The sequence below is a fragment of the Fontisubflavum oceani genome (assembly GCF_030407165.1).
In the GTDB taxonomy this organism is placed as follows: Bacteria; Pseudomonadota; Alphaproteobacteria; order Rhodobacterales; family Rhodobacteraceae; genus Rhodophyticola; species Rhodophyticola oceani.
The window spans coordinates 1,266,440-1,283,669 of the sequence record NZ_CP129111.1 but is presented as its reverse complement, the minus strand read 5'-3'; the positions used below and the strand labels follow the sequence as shown (position 1 = coordinate 1,283,669).

Sequence of the window (17,230 nt, the reverse complement as noted above, 5' to 3'; positions counted from 1 at the left end):
GAAAAATTTCCGGTCCGTCAGACATATCGCGCCCAACCGGCTTGGCAACGCCTAGTCGGTCCGGTGTGTCTCAAGCGTCGACCCTTCCAAGACCTTCACCTCCCGCTGCGGGAAGGGGATCGAAATGCCATGCTCTTGGAACGCGTCCCAGAGCGCCAGATAGACATTTCCGCGAATATTGGTCAGCCCGCCGGTCGGGTCGGTGATCCAAAATCGCAGGATGTAATCGACACTCGAGTCGCCGAACCCCACGATATGGCAAACCGGCGGGCGGAAACTCAGCACCCGGTCCACGCCCTGCGCCGCCTCAATCGCGATCTTGCGCACCACGTGCGGATCGTCGTGATACGCGGTGCCAAAATAGATATCGAGCCGGACAAATTCGTTGGAGTGGGACCAGTTCACCACTTGGTTGGTGATCAGATCTTCGTTCGGGATCAGGTATTCCTTGCCATCCCGTGTGACAACGCTGGCATACCGCGCACCAAGCGTGTTGATCCACCCGAAGGTCTCGCCAAGCGAGATCACATCGCCGGGTTTGATCGATTTATCCAACAGAATGATCACACCCGAGACCAGGTTAGACACAACTTTTTGCAAGCCGAACCCGAGGCCGACACCAATGGCGCCTGACAAAAAGGCCAGCCCGGTCAGATCGACGCCAACGGCTCGGAGGCCAATGAAAAACGCCGCGCCATAAAGCAGAACCTGCACCGCTTTGACGACCAGGACCCGCATTGAGGGCGAGATGTCTTCATTGGCCTGGACCCGCGCCGCCGTGGTGCCAGAGATGAACCGCGCGCCGGTGATCAACGCGGCCAGGATCACGATCCCTTGCACCACGATCAGCAGCGACAGGCGCATATCGCCCAGATTGAACCCGATCCCATCCAGAAGCGCCGCCGCCTCGCTTTGCAGGTTGAGGATCGCCAAAGTGACGTAGATCCAGGCGCCATAGCGCACCAGGCTGCGCATCACGGGCGAGCGGATCAGCCGGGTGACAAACACGACGAAGAGCCATGCCGTCGCCAGTTCCGCAATGATCCCAAGTAGATAGCTCCGGCTTGGCCACGTCATCTCGCGCATGATCCACACCGCGATCCAGATCAGGATCACGAAGAAGATCGGCATCAAGCGGCGATGGATCACCACCAGCACCCGCATCCGCCATTTCGGCCACCCCTCGCGCGACGCCATCCAGGCGCGAATCCGCGGGCCAAGCAAATGGCGCAGCAAAATGGCGGTCAAAAGCAGACCGGCCGCGATGCAGATTTGGTAGAAATTCCAAGGCCTCAGTAGGCTTTCAAGAAAGACGCTGCCTTGCGCGATCAGGTCCTGACCCAAATCCAAAGCCTGATCCAGGGTCTCGTCCACACCCAACTCCGGCGCTGTCTCCGCGCCGCCATTCGGGCTGCTCTCGGCCTCAGGCTCCATCCCGGTCCTTTCGTCAGGGTTGGGGCACAGTCTATCGCCTTGACCCAATCGGGCAAGGCGCAACCCTTGCGAGCGCCCGCGCCCGAGTGTATCTGCCCTCATATGACACGGGTTTTCGACATGGATGACCGCGCGCGCCTGCCATGGCGCTTCTTTGGCCAGCGCGGCTCGATACGGGCACGACTAATACGCGCCTGATCCCGAGACGACGCCTTTTTCCGATTTCCCTCAGCCGAGGACCGCAGATATGACCTCCGCCAAAACACTCTATGACAAAATCTGGGATGCCCATCTGGCCCATGAAGCCGAAGATGGCACCTGCCTGCTCTATATCGACCGCCACCTGGTCCACGAAGTCACCAGCCCGCAAGCCTTCGAAGGGCTGCGCATGGCGGGCCGGGGCGTCCATGCGCCCGACAAAACCATTGCGGTGCCGGACCATAACGTGCCGACCACACCTGGTCGGGACAATCCCGAGAACATGACGGAAGACAGCCGCATTCAGTTGGCCGCGCTGGACAAAAACGCCAAGGAGTTCGGCATCCACTACTACCCGGTATCCGATATCCGGCAGGGCATCGTGCATATCGTTGGCCCCGAGCAAGGCTGGACCCTGCCTGGCATGACGGTGGTCTGCGGTGACAGTCACACGGCGACGCACGGCGCGTTTGGTGCGCTGGCGCATGGTATCGGCACATCCGAGGTGGAGCATGTGCTGGCCACGCAGACGCTGATCCAGAAGAAGTCCAAGAACATGAAGGTTGAGATCACCGGCAAGCTGCGCCCTGGCGTGACCGCCAAAGACATCACGCTGTCGGTGATTGGCGAAACCGGCACAGCAGGCGGCACCGGCTATGTGATCGAATACTGCGGCGAAGCCATTCGCGATCTGTCGATGGAAGGTCGCATGACCGTCTGCAATATGGCGATTGAAGGCGGTGCCCGCGCGGGCCTGATCGCGCCGGATGAGACGACTTTCGAATACGTCATGGGCCGCCCGCATGCCCCGAAAGGCGCACAGTGGGAGGCAGCGCTCGCTTGGTGGAAAACACTCTATTCTGACGATGACGCCCATTGGGACAAGGTCGTGACCATCCGTGGCGAAGATATCGCACCCGTAGTCACCTGGGGCACCTCGCCCGAGGATGTGTTGCCAATTACGGCGGCTGTGCCTGCACCAGAGAGTTTCGAAGGCGGCAAAGTCGGCGCGGCGGAGCGCTCGCTTGACTACATGGGCCTGACCCCTGGCACACCGTTGTCAGAAATCGAAATCGACACCGTCTTTATCGGCTCTTGCACCAATGGTCGGATCGAAGACTTGCGCGCCGCAGCCGCGATCCTAAAAGGCAAAAAGATCAAAGATGGGCTCCGCGCGATGGTGGTCCCCGGTTCTGGCCTTGTGCGGGCGCAAGCGGAAGAAGAGGGTCTTGCCGATATCTTCAAAGAGGCCGGATTTGAATGGCGCTTGGCAGGGTGCTCTATGTGCCTGGCGATGAATCCCGACCAACTCGCGCCCGGCGAACGTTGCGCGGCAACCTCGAACCGGAACTTCGAGGGGCGTCAGGGCCGCGGCGGGCGCACCCATCTGATGTCGCCTGCGATGGCGGCGGCGGCGGCGGTCACCGGACGGCTCACCGATGTCCGCGAAATGATGTAGGAACTGGACCCGGAATTTTGGAAAATTCCGGCCCGATTTCTTGCAAGAAATCGGCTACGAGACTGATCTGATGCGATGGGCGACGATACCCATCGCCACGGCCAGCACGAGGCACCAGATCCCCATCGCCAGACCTTGATCAGGAAACGGCACGCCCCAATCGATCAGCGCACCGGTGATCCCCGGCCCAATCGCCGTGGAGAGGACCATGATGGCAATCACCATGGATCGGATCGCGCCGAGATGGTTCGTGCCATAGATGGCAGGCAAAAACGCCCCCCAGAACGTGCCAACCATACCTTGCGACACCGCCAAGATCGACAGGACCAGCACCCAATGCAGCGGCGTCTCTGCCGGGCCGATCAGGAACATGGACAGGCCCATCGGGATCAGTAGAAGCGGCAACAAGCGGTCCGATCCGAACCGGTCCGCCGTCCATCCGGCGGCCAAAGCTGCGGCCACGGTCACACTGGCATAGGCCGGATAGGCCACCGCCATCTCGGCCAAGCGCCAGCCTTTGACCTCCGCCACATGGACCTGATGGAAGAACACGACCGTTCCGATGAACCCCGGGGTCAGCATCAACGGCAGGAGCGCGGGGAAGAGCCAATGTCGAAGGGCGTCGGCGCGCACCCAATGACGTCCGCCAAGGCCGGGGCTGCCGGCCACCGCGGCCTGGCCGGTGGGCACGCGGTCCTGCGCCAACAGCCAGACCAAAAGCGGCAGAATGATCAGCGCGATGACGGCGGCTGTGACCCCCAAGTCTCGCGCCAGCCGATCCAGCCGATCAGCGCGACGAAGAGGAACGGCAAGATCATCTCCCCAAGCGGATAGCCCAGCCCTTTGATCGCCACCGCGCGCCCGCGCGTCGCAACGAACCAACGCCCCATCGCGGTGGCACCAATATGGCTGAACATACCCTGTCCGCAGAATCGCAGCAGAAACACCGCGACGCCGAGCACCCAGACCGATTGCCCAAAGGCCATCGCCAAGGCCGCCGCCGCGAAAACCGCCGCGACAAGAGGCGCAAGGCGAGAGAACGGCACGGTGTCAGCCCATGATCCACGGCCGAGCAGCAGGGCCGCCGAACACAGTGTCGCCAGCGTATAGAGCAGCCCCCAATCGCCATCGCTCAACCCATATTCAGCGCGAATCTCGCCGGCAAAGAGCGAGATGAACCACGTTTGCCCAAAGGAAGAGCCGAAGGCGAGCAACACGCCGACGCTCAGCCAACGCCGGTTTTGAATAAGGAAACTCAACATATCTCGCCTCTACGCCTGTTGACCGGCCTTTGGAAGGCGTGGCTTGCCGACCCGGGCTTGGCTCCTGTACTCTGTGCCCACCATCCACCTGTCATTTTGCGAGCCCGTCATGAAACCCTGGCTTATCTGGCTGATCCTTGGGATCATCTCCGTCCTGTTCGGCGTTATCGCACTCGGCAACGCCTTTGCGGCATCTGTGGCGGTGACCCTGCTGACCGGTTCGCTTTTCCTGATCTCTGGCGTGTTTCAGATCGCCGCCGGGTTTCGGGAACAGAAACGCGGCAACAGACTCTTCGCGGTTCTCGTCGGCCTGTTGGGTCTCTTTGTCGGGATATCTCTGCTCTTGCACCCGCTTGAGGGGATGATTTCGCTGACCTTGCTCGTGGCGCTTCTCTTGGCAGCGGCGGGCGTTGCACGGTTGGTCTTTGCCTATCGCATGCGCCAGACCTCGTTTTTCTGGCCGATGCTGATCTCGGGCGCGCTTGCGGTGCTCCTAGCGGGCTATATCTTTGCCAATTTCGGCATAGCGACGATGAGCCTTCTGGGTCTGCTGGTTGGTGTCGAGTTGCTGTTGAATGGCGGCGCGCTGATCGTGTGGGCCTTCTATCTGCGGATGGCGTCGAGAGATTAGAGGAACACCCGTTCAATCGTCCACCACGCGCCGACTAGGGCGATCGCCAACGAGGCGGGCACAGCGATCCAGGGCCGATAGAAATCGCGCTTCCCGAACCAAAGCCCAACCGCCAGAAACGCGCCCGCGATCACCGCAAGCTGCCCTAGCTCGACCCCAATATTGAACCCAACCAGGGCCCAACCAAACCGCTCGCTGGCGATGCCGAAATCGCCCAAGACGCTGGCAAAGCCAAGCCCGTGCAGCAGGCCAAAGGCAAAAACCAAGGCCGTTCGCGCCCGGACATTGCCCCAGCCCAACACATTCTCCACACCGACATAGACAATCGAGGCCGCGATCAGCGGCTCCACAATGCTGGCCGGAAGGCTGATGATCTCAAGACTGGCCAGCGCCAGGGTGATTGTATGCGCCACCGTGAAGGCCGTGACCTGAAACAGCAGCGGGCGCAGCTTTAGCGAAAAGAAAAACAGGCCAAGGACAAAGAGGATATGATCGATTCCAAGCGGAATGATGTGTTCAAACCCTGCAATGACATAACGCACGAAGACGGACCCCGCGCCCTCGGTCAGGATCTCCGCCCGTGGCAAAGGCTCCGACAGGGCACCACCGGTCAAAAAGCCCTCATAGGCCTCTTCGCCGCCACCGACCTGGCGCAAAACCAAGGTGCCATAACCGGCATCCCATCCGATCTGGACCGGGGCCGACCCCTCGGGCAAATCGGCACGGAGGATCAGCACCGAATCTCGTGGCAGCTCAACATCGCCCACGTCAGGGACAGTCATGCCGACGATCTCGGGCGACATGCGGGTCCCGCCCACATCGATCACAATGCCTCCGGCAATCCGATCCCAGGCCGCGCGGAACGCCGCCTCGAGCGCTGCCGAGTCCTGCGCCCGCAATTGATCATAAATCGCGGCCTCGGGCGCGGCATTGGTGTCCTCCAACCCCTCCAGGTTGATCCCGGCAATCAGCGGCTCCAGCGTCAGGCGCAGGCTCATCCGCACCTCGCGCGCATCCACCTCCACATCCGCGACGGTGGGGCGAATCTCATGTGCGCTTGCGGCAAACCCGGCCAGAAGCAGCGCCATTGACAGGATCAACGAACGCCCCAAGCTATAAGCCGACGGTAAAAGGACCTGGATCATGCGGCATCTCCTTCTTGCGCTCACCCTCGCGCTGACGCTCGGCGTGAGCAAGACCCAAGCGCATGAATTTTGGATTGAACCCGAAGGTTTTCAGATCGCACCCGACGATAACATCACCGCCTATCTCCGCGTCGGCCAGGAGTTCTCGGGCGTCACGATTTCCTATTTGCCCCGCAACTTCACTCGGTTTGACGTGATACAGGGCGACATACTGACCAATTTAGAGGGACGTTTGGGTGACAACCCGGCGCTCGACATGGGTGGGTTTGACGACGGTTTGGCGATCATCGTGCATGAGACCACCGCCAATCGTCTGACATATGATGAGTGGGACAGCTTCCTCAGATTTGCGGCCCATAAAGATTTCGGCGATGTCGAAGCCCGGCACGATGCGCGCGGCTTACCCCGTGAAGGATTCCGCGAGAGCTATATCCGCTATGCCAAGAGCTTGGTCGCAATTGGGGCGGGGGCTGGCCAAGATCGGCAGGTGGGTCTGGCGACGGAGATTGTGGCGCTGGCCAACCCCTATACCGATGACGTGAGCGCGGCCTGCCGGTTCAAGTGTTCCTTGATGGCGCACCCCGGGTGAATGCGCAGGTGGAGCTTTTCGACCGCGCGCCGGATGGAGCGGTTGAGATCACCCTTCATCACACAGATGAAGCCGGCATCGCCGTTCTACCCGTCACCGCCGGGCATGAGTACCTCGCCGATGCGGTCGTGTTGGAGCCGCTCGACGCGCCCACCCCCTCCGATCCGGTTTGGCTCTCCCGATGGGCCTCGCTCACCTTCTCGGTGCCGTGAGTCCCGCTTGCCCCCACCGCCGGGGCGCGGTATCTGCTCTGCGGACTAAAGGAGACGCCAGATGGATAAGTTCACAACGCTGACGGGCATCGCCGCGCCCATGCCGATGATCAATGTCGATACTGACATGATCATCCCGAAGCAGTTTCTGAAAACCATCAAACGCTCCGGTCTTGGCGTGAACCTCTTTGACGAGATGCGTTATGATGACGATGGCAAGGAAATCCCCGATTTCGTGCTGAACCAGCCCGCCTATCGCGAGGCGGAAATTCTGGTGGCCGGTGACAATTTCGGCTGCGGCTCGTCGCGGGAACATGCGCCTTGGGCGATCAAGGATTTCGGCATCCGCTGCGTGATTGCGCCGAGCTTCGCGGACATCTTCTTCAACAACTGCTTCAAGAACGGCATCTTGCCAATCGCTTTGCCGCAGGAGCAGGTCGATCTGTTGATGAAAGATGCGGAGAAGGGCGCCAATGCCCGGATGAGCGTCGATCTGGAGAGCCAGACCATCACCACATCCGAAGGCGAAGTTATCAGCTTCGAGGTGGATGCGTTCAAGAAACACTGCCTTCTGAACGGGCTGGATGATATCGGCCTGACGATGGAAAAATCCGCCTCCATCGCCAGTTTCGAAGCCAAAGCGAGCGCCGAGCGCCCCTGGGTCTGACCCCGAAACCACTACATCTTGCGGTCGGATGATACGGCCCTGCTAGCCCTGAATGCAGGTGATGCAATCGGGCGACACCTGTTACGTGAAAACAGCCGTTTCGATTCCATGACTGGAATCAGAGGGTTGCCTCAGGATGTGAATGTGGGCAAGATTGTGGCAATCGAGGCATCCCAACGGCAGATTGGGGCAAAAACGTGGAAAAAGGGGCGCAAGAATAGGTCCCGTCCAGGTTGAGGGTTGAGTGTTGAAGGCAGTGATTTCACAGCTTGTTGGCGCTGTGGTCAGGGCGATCCTGGTGTTGGTCGTCATTTCCACGCCATCCCTGCTTATACCAGGGACAAGCGAGGAGACGACACAGATCGTCACGTTGATCGGCCTCTTCGCCGCTGTTTTCACCTTTTCCGAATACGCCTCCACTTATCCGGGCTTGATCGAATTTCGCGACGCTCAGCCGTACAATCGCGTGCGCATGGTCTCTGTTTTCATTGCCCTTTTCGCGCTCAGCGTTGTGGTCTCGGCGGGCGATGTGTCGACCCTGTCGCTGGTAATCAATGCAACCGGCTTCATCATCGCCGAGGCGCTCGATTTTCCATTTAGCCCACTGCAAGTGCTGATGGGGCAACTGCCGCCAGATGTAGACCCTCGGACTGCGGCGGAGATTGAAATTATGGCTGGCCTCTCGGCCCTGATCGGGCTCCTGACGCTGTCGATCTTTGCGATCCTGGTCAGGTTGCAACAATGGCCGAATCGACGTTCGGCCTTCAACGTCTGGATCAACTTGCCGACATTCGATCCGACAACGGGCGGTGATATCGTCACGCGGCTCCTCCGGGATGCCCGCGTTAACATAATATTAGGCTTCGCCTTGCCATACATCCTTCCGGTACTCGCATCGGTCGGTGCTGCGCAACTGGAGATGTCGATCCTCGACTCGCCGCAAACCCTGGTCTGGACGATCACCGCATGGATGTTCCTGCCCGTCACGATGTTTATGCGCGGCATGGCCATGGGCCGGGTGGCCGATATGATCAACAGTCGGCGCAAACGTCTGGTCGCCAAACTCGATCCCAACGACGGCTACGCTGCAGCCTAGCTTTTCTGTTTTTTGCAATCCTTTGGCCAAGTTCTCCCGTTGCGGAGACGCTGCGCCTTGCCGTATTTCACAGCGCGCTGTCCCGCGACGGGCCCGGTCTGCTACTGGCCGACCTGGTAGATGAAGACCCTGACCCTGATATCGCGGCCACGCTGGATGTCATCGTGGCAGCCAACGCCGATATCCTTCTCATTCTGGATATCGATTATGATGCCGAGGGTCACGCGCTCGCCGCCCTCGCCGACGCATTGGCTATGCGCGAGATGTCTTACCCCCATTTGTTCTCGCGCCGTCCCAATGCGGGACGACCCACAGGCGTCGACGTCGATGGAAATGGGCGCTTAGGGGAACCGCGCGACGCCCAAGGTTATGGTCGGTTCAATGGCCAGGGCGGCATGGCGCTGCTCTCAGGTTTGCCGATCGAGACCGACCAAATCCGAGATTTCACAGATTTCCTCTGGGCCGACCTCCCCGAGAGCGCCGCGCCTCGGGTGTTGAGCCCCGAAGCGGCCGAGGTTCTTCGCCTTGCCACCGTGGCTGCCTGGGATATCCCGCTGCGCCGGACAACAGGCGAGACTTTCCATATCCTCGCCTTCCATGCATCGCCGCCGGTGTTCGACGGGCCGGAAGACCGGAATGGCTGGCGCAACGCTGACGAATTGCGGTTCTGGCAACTTTATCTGGATGGGTGGTCGCCCAATGTTCCGGCCTTCACCGCTGAAAACTTCGCTTTGATGGGCACGTTGAATGTGGACCCAGACCGTGGCGAGGGGCATCGCGAGGTCGTGCAAACTCTCTTGAGTCACCCGGCCCTACAAGACCCGGCCCCGAGGGCGCCAGATGGCCGTCTGGTCACCACTGATTGGGACGAACCGACCCCCGGCAATCTCAGGGTCGACTACATCCTCCCCGCCGCGTCTCTGGACGTGTCAGACAGCGGCGTTCTATGGCCCGAGACCGAGGCGGAGACACTGCCAAGAGCCACTGTTGAAATGGCCTCGGATCATCGATTGATCTGGGTTGATCTAGAGTTCTAACGCGGCTCGTATCGCGTCTTCCGCGGGCGTTTGCGGCAGGTCAGGCAGCAATGTCGCAAGCGCGGTTCCATCCAACTCATGCGGCTGGTCCCAAAGATAGCGCATCTCCAGGAGGTACCGCGCCTCGGCCCAAAACGGGCGCGCGATCTGGAGCGGCAGCCATGACATAGGCGACACGGTGACCTCCCGCCCAACAGCAGCCCCGCAAGCCGTCGCCAACTCCTCACCCGTCAGCGTATACCCACCAAAGGCCAAATCCGTGAACTGGCCCAAATCCGCCCGCATCTCGGCCAAAGGCGGCAAGGCAGCGGTCATATCGGGCAGGAACGCCCAAGAATGCGGCTGATCCAACGCCCCGGGATAGCTGAGCTTCCCCTTCGCGGCGTCCTTGGCGATGATCCGGTCGAACCAACCGGCCGAGGCCTGATTGTCGAGGAAATCTCCGCCTCTGAGCAAGATCACTTGCACATCCGCATCGCGATAGCTTTGCTCCATCTCGATCCGCAGCCGCCCAAGCCCGTTTGTTGCGCGCTGCGGCACCTCCGGCCCAACGACACGGGGCATCGCGTCGCGGAAGCCATATACATAGACATTTGCAGGCTGCATGACAGTTGCGCCACTTGCACGCGCCGCTTCGATCACCTGCCGCGTCAACCCCGGCAAGAGCGCGGCCCATTTGCTGTATGGCGGGTTCCAACCATTGACGATCACATCCGCACCGCTTGCCGCGTTCAGAAGGTCGCCCTTCGTGCGATCATAAAGGCGCAGGTCCCACCCGGCATCGCGAAACGCGGCGCTGGCATTGCGGCCAAACCGACCGGTTGCTCCAAGGATAAGCGCTGTTTGGGTCATCTAACTCCTCCAGTACCATGAACCAGTTCCACATACACCATTCGGGTGTTTTCGTGGCAGTTTCATAGACCGGACACGCGGGAGAGATCGACGATTGGATCACCGGGTTTCTCCGTCAACAGCTTGGACCGGACTCAGACATCCTGCATCACCCGCGTTTTGCAGCACCTGTCACCCATGGTTTCTTGACCCTCCCGGGCGCAGCCGTTACCGCAGGGGCAATGATTTTCCGAAGGACGCCCTGACCATGACCAACCCCTCCCTCCTGATCCTGCCTGGCGACGGCATTGGCCCCGAAGTGATGGCCGAGGTGCGCAAAATCATCGACTGGATGGGGTCAGCGCGGGGGCTGCACTTCGATGTGTCCGAAGATCTGGTCGGCGGCGCCGCCTATGACGCGCATGGCACGCCGCTGCATGACGACACGATGGCCAAAGCCCAAGAGGTCGACGCGGTTTTGCTCGGCGCCGTCGGTGGCCCGAAATACGATGTGCTCGATTTCAGCGTGAAGCCAGAACGCGGCTTGTTGCGCCTGCGCAAAGAGATGGACCTTTTTGCAAATCTCCGCCCCGCGCAGTGTTTCGACGCCCTGGCCGATTTCAGCAGCCTGAAGAAAGACGTGGTGGCCGGGCTCGACATCATGATCGTGCGCGAACTGACCTCGGGTGTCTATTTCGGCGAGCCGCGCGGTATCCATACCGAAGGCAATGAACGCGTCGGGATCAATACGCAGCGCTACACCGAAAGCGAGATCGATCGTGTGGCGCGCGCCGCTTTTGAGCTGGCCCGCAAACGCTCCGGCAAGGTCTGCTCGATGGAGAAGGCCAATGTGATGGAGAGCGGCATCCTCTGGCGCGAGGTGGTGCAAGAGATCCATGACAAGGATTACGCGAATGTGGAGCTCAGCCACATGTATGCCGACAATGGCGCGATGCAGCTTGTCCGTGCCCCAAAACAGTTTGACGTGATCCTGACCGACAACCTGTTCGGCGATATCCTGTCCGATTGCGCCGCGATGCTGACCGGCAGCCTTGGCATGTTGCCCTCCGCCTCGCTTGGCGCCCCGATGGAGAATGGCCGCCCGAAGGCGCTTTATGAGCCGGTCCATGGCTCTGCCCCCGACATCACCGGCCAGGGCAAAGCCAATCCGATCGCCTGTATTCTCAGCTTCGCCATGGCGCTGCGCTATTCCTTCGATCAAGGGGATGAGGCGGACCGACTGGAGAAAGCGGTCGAGGATGTCTTGGCCGATGGTCTCCGCACCGCCGATCTTCTGGGCGAAGACGGTGCGACGCCGGTCAGCACCTCGGAAATGGGTGACGCAATTGTCGCGAAACTGAGCGCTTCGGTCTAAAGATCGACCGATTTCGGGCCGCATTCCGGCTCCGGCCTTGAGATATGGCCCCGATAGAGTATCGGTAAGCCTAGTATGTCAGAGCAGAACGCCAATCTGCGCGGCGCGCTTTTCGCGCTGCTTGCCTTCGGGATATTTGCCAGCCATGACGTGGTGATCAAATATCTCGGCGGCAGCTATTCGCCGTTTCAGATCGTGTTTTTCAGCGTTCTCTTCGGCTTCCCGATTGTCACCTTCCTACTGATGCGCGACGCCCGCCCCGGCAATCTGCGCCCGGTCCACCCCTGGTGGACCGCCGCCCGCACGGTCGCGGCGGTGATCACTGGTGTCTGCGCCTTCTATGCGTTCTCCACCCTCCCGCTCACCCAGGTCTATGCGATCCTCTTCGCCGCGCCTTTGTTGATCACGCTCTTGGCCATCCCGATGCTGGGCGAAAGCGTCGGCTGGCGACGGGGTTTGGCGGTCATCGTTGGACTGGGTGGCGTGTTGGTCGTTCTGCAACCGACGACCGCGACGCTGGAACTTGGCCATGTCGCCGCACTTGCCGCAGCCTTTGGCAGTGCCTTCGCCTCGATCATCGTGCGGAAGATTGGTCGTGACGAGCGTTCCGTTGTCCTGATCCTCTACCCGATGATGGCGAATTTCGTGTTGATGGGCGCGGCACTGCCCTTTGTCTATCAACCGATGCCGCTCGTCGATATCGGCGCCTCGGCTGTGATCTCCGCCATGGCGCTGACCGCGACCGCGTGTTTGATCATCGCCTACAAGACCGGCCAATCGGTGATCGTCGCCCCGATGCAATATTCGCAGATCATCTGGGCCAGCCTCTTTGGCTTTTTGTTCTTCAACGAAGGGATCGACCAACCCACCTTGATCGGAACCGCGATCATCGTGGCGTCGGGGATCTACATCGTGCTCCGCGAAGGCCGCGGCGACACATCGCGGACAACACCTGTCCTGCGCACCCGCTCGCGCGCCGGGACGCCAACCGCCCCTCGAGTGGCCAACTTCCTGCCCAGAGGTCAACGGGGGCCACAGGCACCCGATCATCCAACGGAAGAAAAATAGGTTACAAAAATCCGCCCAACCTGCGTTTTCTGTAACCTGTTCATCCCCCAGGCCCACACATCCCCCTCTTGCAATGCCTCCGATCCCCCGCTATCCCGCCGGGCACGGTCGGAGTGTAGCTCAGCCTGGTAGAGCACTGTCTTCGGGAGGCAGGGGTCGGAGGTTCGAATCCTCTCACTCCGACCAAGTATTCCAACATTTCCTTTTTGTGGCGTGAGCCATTTCAGGTGTTTTGCCCCAAAAGACGTTGCCACAATACAATCGCCCAAGAAGACCTTAACGCGCCACTATCCGTAGGGCGGACAGGTTTGGGAAAGACCTTGCATCTCAGGGAAAAGCGGCCCCAATCAGTCCCGAGCATAGAGATCATCATAGCGAATGATGTCGTCTTCGCCGAGATAGCCGCCGGTTTGCACTTCGATGAGAACCATTGGCAGTTTCCCTGGATTCTCAAGCCGATGTTTCGCACCAACGGGCACGTAGATCGACTGGTTCTCTGAGATCAATCGCGTCTCGCCATCTAAACTGACCTTCGCGGTGCCCTCCACCACAACCCAGTGCTCGGCGCGGTGGTGGTGTGATTGCAAGCTGAGTGATCCGCCGGGATTCACAACAATGCGTTTCACGCGAAAACGTGGCCCGGTTACCAGGTTTTCGAACCAGCCCCACGGACGATGTTCGCGGGGAAACTGCTCGGCTTGCACCGCGCCCCGCGCCTTCAGAGCGCTCACCGCGTGCCGCACGTCTTGCGCCGCCGATTTCCGTCCAATCAAGACAGCATCTGACATCGCAACCGCAATGATATCGTCTAGGCCGATGCCAACCACCTCAAGACCTTCGCTGTCGGCGCGAAGCAGCGTATCGTTACAGTCAATCGCAGTGGCATTTTGGGAGCACACATTGCCATTCTCGTCTGGCCCGGCTTCGGCCCAAACGGCGTCCCAACCACCGAGATCAGACCAACCACTGTTTAAGGGCATCACACCCAAATTGGGCATCTTCTCCATCACAGCATAGTCGACGGAGATATCCGGCAACCGCGCCCACTCATCGGCGCCGAGCCGAGTAAAGCCGAGATCGGTTTCCGCCGTTGCAAGCGCGGCGTTAACGCCGCCAACCAACTCAGGCGCGCGCTCTTGATAAGCCGCAATCAGTGTCTCAGCCCGGGCCAGAAAAATCCCGGCATTCCAGAGATAACTTCCTTCGGTGATCATCTGCGTCGCCTCCGCCACGTTGGGCTTCTCCACAAAACGCAGAAGCGGGTGCGGCTGACCTGACGCGAGATCGGCTGCCCGGTCCAACTCAAGATAGCCATAGCCGGTCTCGGGGCGGGTCGCGGGGATGCCAAAGGTGATGATTTGTCCTTGAGAAGCCGCCTCTTGTGCGGCGTTGACAGATGCTTGAAACGCTTCGGGGTCAGGAATGGCATGATCCGATGGCATGACGAGCATCAGGGCCGATGGATCGCGCGCGGCCTGCCACAAAGCCGCCGCCAGAATTGCGGGCGCTGTATTTCGCGGAACAGGTTCCAGTAAAAGTCCGGCGGGCGCGACTTGGATCGACGCCAGCTGCTCAACCGCAATGAAACGGAACGGCTCTGCTGTAACAATAATCGGCGCCGCATATCCCGGCCCCGAAACGCGATGGGCTGCGGCCTGAAACAAGCTTTCATCGGCGATGAGCGACGCAAATTGCTTTGGATAAGATCGGCGTGACACTGGCCAAAGCCGTGTCCCGGAGCCGCCGCAGAGGATAACAGGGTGGATTACCATTCAGTTGGGCCTTTCGCTGCGACGCAGCTTACGTTTCGCACATCCAATCCGGCCTCGCAGTTGGATGCAACCAATGCGCCATATCTAAGTAGGCCTCTCCGGCGAAAGAGGCCCATCCAAAGGCGGTCTCATTAAGCAGGTTTTCAGATTTCTCCGCTATCGGTCTGCCAATGCGAAAGAACGAGGCCGCCATGTCCGGTCAAAACAACATCCGCCCCATCATCAAGCGTAAGCGGGTGATCGTCAAAAACGGTCACTACGGCGGCGCTTGGAAAGTGGCTTATGCGGATTTCGTAACCGCGATGATGGCGTTCTTCCTGCTCATGTGGCTCCTCAATGCAACGACGGAGCAGCAGCGCAGAGGTCTTGCGGATTACTTCAGCCCGAGTGTCCCAATCGCCCGCGTTTCGGGCGGGGGGACGGCGCTTTCGGCGGCGACAGTGTGTTCTCTGAACGGACCGAGGCGCAAAACGGCACCGGCGCGACAGATTTGCGCCCAACCGAGGGCCGCCAAAGCATGGGCCTGCTTGGCGTCAGCCACCGGGACGAAGACGATGCGGCCCTTGCCGAGATCGAGGACGCGCTGATGGGGCAAGGCGGCGACAGTTTGGTTTCCGAGTTGACCTCGCGCCATGTCCAGACGCGATTGACGGATGTCGGCCTGATCGTCGAGATTTACGCGCGCCCCGGCGCACCGCTCTTTGATGAACAAACCGCCGCGCCGGCCGATTGGTTGATCAATTTGTCTGATGTGATCGTGAGCCTTTTCAATACGGTGAGCAATCACGTCGCAATTGACGGGCATGTCCGATCCGAACCCATCATTGTGGCCCGAGAAAGTCGTTGGACCAGTTCGATCACGCAAGCGCAAACGGTGCGCGGCTTGCTGGAATCAGCTGGGCTATCGACCACAAGAATAGATCGGGTCACGGGTCACGCCGATCGGCAGCCGATGGCGCGCGATCCCATGGCGGTACGCAACGACCGGATCGAGATCATCTTGCTGCGCAATCGGATCTGACGGTCGAGAAACTAGCTCAGATTTTATCTGTTAGCCTGTCTTTAAACCGCCCCTGCCAAAACTGCTTCAAGATCAATAAATGCAGCAGAAGGGCGCATTATAAATGACAATTTCTTCATCGCTGAACGCTGGCGTCGCTGGCCTGAATGTGAATGCCACACGCCTGGCCACAATCTCTGATAATATCTCCAATGCCGGCACGTACGGCTACAGACGCGCGGTCGCGGATTTCAATTCGATGGTGGTGAACCAGGGTCAAGGCAGCTATTCGGCGGGGGGTGTCCGGGTCACCGTGGGCCGCTTGATTGAACAACGCGGCAATCTGATTACCACTAACAACCCGACCGATTTGGCCGTCGGCGGTCGCGGCATGTTGCCGGTTACTTCCATCACATCATTGGACAACCAGAATGGTAATATGCCCGTCATGTTGGCAACAACAGGATCGTTCCGCCCGGACGCGGACGGCGTTTTGCGGACCGATACCGGTTTGGTCTTGATGGGATGGCCGGCAGCATCCGACGGCACGGTCGGCAACTTCCCTCGGGATTCCTTTGATGGTTTGGAGCCCATTCGAGTTAACAATAATCAGTTCTCTGGCGACCCGACAACGCGCATGCAACTGAGCGCAAACCTGCCCGCCGCCTCGACGGAAGCGGGGGCGACCGGCGACGTCCTGACGATGTCAGCGGAGTATTTCGACAATCTTGGGAAATCGCAGAGTCTCGATATCACTTTCACACCGACCGTACCCGCCAGCGGCTCCTCCCATGAATGGACAATGGAAATCCGCGACTCCGCCACCGGCGCAACGCCAATTGGCGAATATACGCTGACGTTTGACAGTGCGCGCGGCAATGGCGGCAATCTGGATGCCGTGGCCTTGGTCGCGGCTGCCGCAGGCGGTGCGTACGATCCGGCAACCGGAAGCATCACGGTAAACGTTGCCGGTGGGCCGTTAGAAATCTCGATCGGCCGCCTTGGTGATCCGGACGGTCTGACACAGCTATCCGATACATTTGCACGCGCTCCAGTCGTCAAAAATGGCTCGCCGGTCGGCAACTTGACCACGGTCGAAGTCGACCTCAATGGCAATGTGAATGCAATCTACGACAGCGGTTTCACACGGGTCATCTATCAGGTTCCTGTCGTAGATGTTCCCAATCCGAATGGGCTGGTCTCACTCAGCAACCAAACCTATCAGGTCTCGTCAGCCAGCGGACCTTTCTTCCTTTGGAATGCAGGTGAGGGCCCAACGGGCGATGTTGTTGGATTTACCCGAGAAGAGTCCGCCACTGATGTTGCCGGTGAACTCACGCAGTTGATCCAAACTCAGCGGGCCTATTCATCCAACGCCAAAGTCATCCAAACCGTGGATGAGATGTTGCAAGAGACGACCAATATCAAGCGCTGATCAACTTGATCCGGAGGCC

General features: G+C 60.0%; 17 protein-coding genes, 1 tRNA gene and 1 pseudogene. 13 read left to right on the top strand and 6 right to left on the bottom strand.

Annotation, left to right across the window (positions count from 1 at the left end):
- Nucleotides 1-51: 51 nt before the first annotated feature.
- Nucleotides 52-1,434, bottom strand: a complete 1,383-nt coding sequence (locus QTA57_RS06545; protein WP_290154188.1) for a mechanosensitive ion channel family protein — start codon at nt 1,432-1,434, stop codon at nt 52-54.
- Between the two features lie 247 nt (nt 1,435-1,681).
- Between QTA57_RS06545 and leuC the strand changes: the two genes are divergently transcribed.
- Nucleotides 1,682-3,091, top strand: coding sequence for a 3-isopropylmalate dehydratase large subunit (gene leuC, locus QTA57_RS06540; protein WP_290154187.1), 1,410 nt, complete (start codon nt 1,682-1,684; stop codon nt 3,089-3,091).
- Nucleotides 3,092-3,145: 54 nt separating this feature from the next.
- Here the strand turns inward: leuC and QTA57_RS06535 are convergent, their stop codons facing one another.
- Together QTA57_RS06535 and QTA57_RS06530 are read right to left on the bottom strand one after the other, a co-directional pair.
- A complete protein-coding gene (locus QTA57_RS06535) occupies nt 3,146-3,853 on the bottom strand; it encodes an MFS transporter (protein WP_290154186.1) in 708 nt (235 codons plus the stop codon).
- Nucleotides 3,823-4,350, bottom strand: coding sequence for an MFS transporter (locus QTA57_RS06530; protein WP_290154185.1), 528 nt, complete (start codon nt 4,348-4,350; stop codon nt 3,823-3,825). Before QTA57_RS06530 ends, QTA57_RS06535 begins: the two co-directional genes overlap by 31 nt.
- Nucleotides 4,351-4,462: 112 nt before the next feature.
- On the opposite strand from QTA57_RS06530, the gene QTA57_RS06525 reads away from it, so the two are divergent.
- A complete protein-coding gene (locus tag QTA57_RS06525) occupies nt 4,463-4,984 on the top strand; it encodes an HdeD family acid-resistance protein (protein WP_290154184.1) in 522 nt (173 codons plus the stop codon).
- Here QTA57_RS06525 and QTA57_RS06520 read toward each other — a convergent pair.
- A complete protein-coding gene (locus QTA57_RS06520; protein ID WP_290154183.1) occupies nt 4,981-6,129 on the bottom strand; it encodes a HupE/UreJ family protein in 1,149 nt (382 codons plus the stop codon). The two genes, QTA57_RS06525 and QTA57_RS06520, sit on opposite strands and share 4 nt — an antisense overlap.
- Between QTA57_RS06520 and QTA57_RS06515 the strand changes: the two genes are divergently transcribed.
- From QTA57_RS06515 to QTA57_RS06500, 5 genes are all read left to right on the top strand, one after another.
- Nucleotides 6,128-6,718 carry a DUF4198 domain-containing protein gene (locus tag QTA57_RS06515; protein WP_330696767.1) on the top strand — a complete coding sequence of 197 codons (591 nt, stop codon included), beginning with the start codon at nt 6,128-6,130 and terminating at the stop codon, nt 6,716-6,718. The two genes, QTA57_RS06520 and QTA57_RS06515, sit on opposite strands and share 2 nt — an antisense overlap.
- Nucleotides 6,715-6,930 carry a hypothetical protein gene (locus tag QTA57_RS18370; RefSeq protein ID WP_330696766.1) on the top strand — a complete coding sequence of 72 codons (216 nt, stop codon included), beginning with the start codon at nt 6,715-6,717 and terminating at the stop codon, nt 6,928-6,930. Before QTA57_RS06515 ends, QTA57_RS18370 begins: the two co-directional genes overlap by 4 nt.
- Before the next feature lie 61 nt (nt 6,931-6,991).
- Nucleotides 6,992-7,597: a 3-isopropylmalate dehydratase small subunit gene (gene leuD / locus QTA57_RS06510; protein ID WP_171560249.1), complete on the top strand. Its 606-nt coding sequence runs from the start codon at nt 6,992-6,994 to the stop codon at nt 7,595-7,597.
- A gap of 256 nt (nt 7,598-7,853) precedes the next feature.
- Nucleotides 7,854-8,693: a hypothetical protein gene (locus tag QTA57_RS06505; RefSeq protein ID WP_290154809.1), complete on the top strand. Its 840-nt coding sequence runs from the start codon at nt 7,854-7,856 to the stop codon at nt 8,691-8,693.
- A 164-nt stretch (nt 8,694-8,857) separates the two neighbouring features.
- Nucleotides 8,858-9,730: an endonuclease/exonuclease/phosphatase family protein gene (locus QTA57_RS06500; protein ID WP_290154182.1), complete on the top strand. Its 873-nt coding sequence runs from the start codon at nt 8,858-8,860 to the stop codon at nt 9,728-9,730.
- Here QTA57_RS06500 and QTA57_RS06495 read toward each other — a convergent pair.
- Nucleotides 9,719-10,582 carry a Rossmann-fold NAD(P)-binding domain-containing protein gene (locus QTA57_RS06495; RefSeq protein ID WP_290154181.1) on the bottom strand — a complete coding sequence of 288 codons (864 nt, stop codon included), beginning with the start codon at nt 10,580-10,582 and terminating at the stop codon, nt 9,719-9,721. The two genes, QTA57_RS06500 and QTA57_RS06495, sit on opposite strands and share 12 nt — an antisense overlap.
- Before the next feature lie 247 nt (nt 10,583-10,829).
- Here QTA57_RS06495 and leuB point away from each other — a divergent pair, with 247 nt between their 5' ends.
- The 3 genes from leuB to QTA57_RS06480 all read left to right on the top strand — a co-directional run bounded on the left by leuB (nt 10,830) and on the right by QTA57_RS06480 (nt 13,190).
- Nucleotides 10,830-11,936, top strand: a complete 1,107-nt coding sequence (gene leuB / locus QTA57_RS06490) for a 3-isopropylmalate dehydrogenase (RefSeq protein ID WP_290154180.1) — start codon at nt 10,830-10,832, stop codon at nt 11,934-11,936.
- Nucleotides 11,937-12,011: 75 nt separating this feature from the next.
- A complete protein-coding gene (locus QTA57_RS06485; protein WP_290154178.1) occupies nt 12,012-13,004 on the top strand; it encodes a DMT family transporter in 993 nt (330 codons plus the stop codon).
- Nucleotides 13,005-13,113: 109 nt separating this feature from the next.
- Nucleotides 13,114-13,190, top strand: a tRNA-Pro gene (locus QTA57_RS06480).
- A 161-nt stretch (nt 13,191-13,351) separates the two neighbouring features.
- On the opposite strand, the gene QTA57_RS06475 is transcribed toward QTA57_RS06480, so the two are convergent.
- Entirely contained in the window at nt 13,352-14,776 is a 1,425-nt protein-coding gene (locus tag QTA57_RS06475) for a mannose-1-phosphate guanylyltransferase/mannose-6-phosphate isomerase (RefSeq protein ID WP_290154177.1), read from the bottom strand.
- 236 nt (nt 14,777-15,012) lie between these two features.
- On the opposite strand from QTA57_RS06475, the pseudogene QTA57_RS18565 reads away from it, so the two are divergent.
- The 3 genes and pseudogenes from QTA57_RS18565 to QTA57_RS06465 all read left to right on the top strand — a co-directional run.
- Nucleotides 15,013-15,102 (top strand): annotated as a pseudogene (locus QTA57_RS18565) (flagellar motor protein MotB); the annotation flags it as partial.
- Between the two features lie 116 nt (nt 15,103-15,218).
- The gene (locus QTA57_RS06470) at nt 15,219-15,797 is read left to right on the top strand and encodes an OmpA/MotB family protein (RefSeq protein ID WP_330696814.1); all 579 of its coding nucleotides are present in this window, start codon (nt 15,219-15,221) and stop codon (nt 15,795-15,797) included.
- Between the two features lie 103 nt (nt 15,798-15,900).
- The gene (locus QTA57_RS06465) at nt 15,901-17,211 is read left to right on the top strand and encodes a flagellar hook protein FlgE (RefSeq protein WP_290154176.1); all 1,311 of its coding nucleotides are present in this window, start codon (nt 15,901-15,903) and stop codon (nt 17,209-17,211) included.
- The last annotated feature ends 19 nt before the right edge of the window (nt 17,212-17,230 follow it).

Coding starts and splice junctions, on each gene's coding strand:
- QTA57_RS06495 (WP_290154181.1), bottom strand. CDS start 10,582: ATGACCCAAACAGCGCTTATCCTTGGAGCAACCGGTCGGTTTGGCCGC.
- QTA57_RS06475 (WP_290154177.1), bottom strand. CDS start 14,776: ATGGTAATCCACCCTGTTATCCTCTGCGGCGGCTCCGGGACACGGCTT.
- QTA57_RS06520 (WP_290154183.1), bottom strand. CDS start 6,129: ATGATCCAGGTCCTTTTACCGTCGGCTTATAGCTTGGGGCGTTCGTTG.
- QTA57_RS06485 (WP_290154178.1), top strand. CDS start 12,012: ATGTCAGAGCAGAACGCCAATCTGCGCGGCGCGCTTTTCGCGCTGCTT.
- leuB (WP_290154180.1), top strand. CDS start 10,830: ATGACCAACCCCTCCCTCCTGATCCTGCCTGGCGACGGCATTGGCCCC.
- QTA57_RS06525 (WP_290154184.1), top strand. CDS start 4,463: ATGAAACCCTGGCTTATCTGGCTGATCCTTGGGATCATCTCCGTCCTG.
- leuD (WP_171560249.1), top strand. CDS start 6,992: ATGGATAAGTTCACAACGCTGACGGGCATCGCCGCGCCCATGCCGATG.
- QTA57_RS06545 (WP_290154188.1), bottom strand. CDS start 1,434: ATGGAGCCTGAGGCCGAGAGCAGCCCGAATGGCGGCGCGGAGACAGCG.
- QTA57_RS06515 (WP_330696767.1), top strand. CDS start 6,128: ATGCGGCATCTCCTTCTTGCGCTCACCCTCGCGCTGACGCTCGGCGTG.
- leuC (WP_290154187.1), top strand. CDS start 1,682: ATGACCTCCGCCAAAACACTCTATGACAAAATCTGGGATGCCCATCTG.
- QTA57_RS06465 (WP_290154176.1), top strand. CDS start 15,901: ATGACAATTTCTTCATCGCTGAACGCTGGCGTCGCTGGCCTGAATGTG.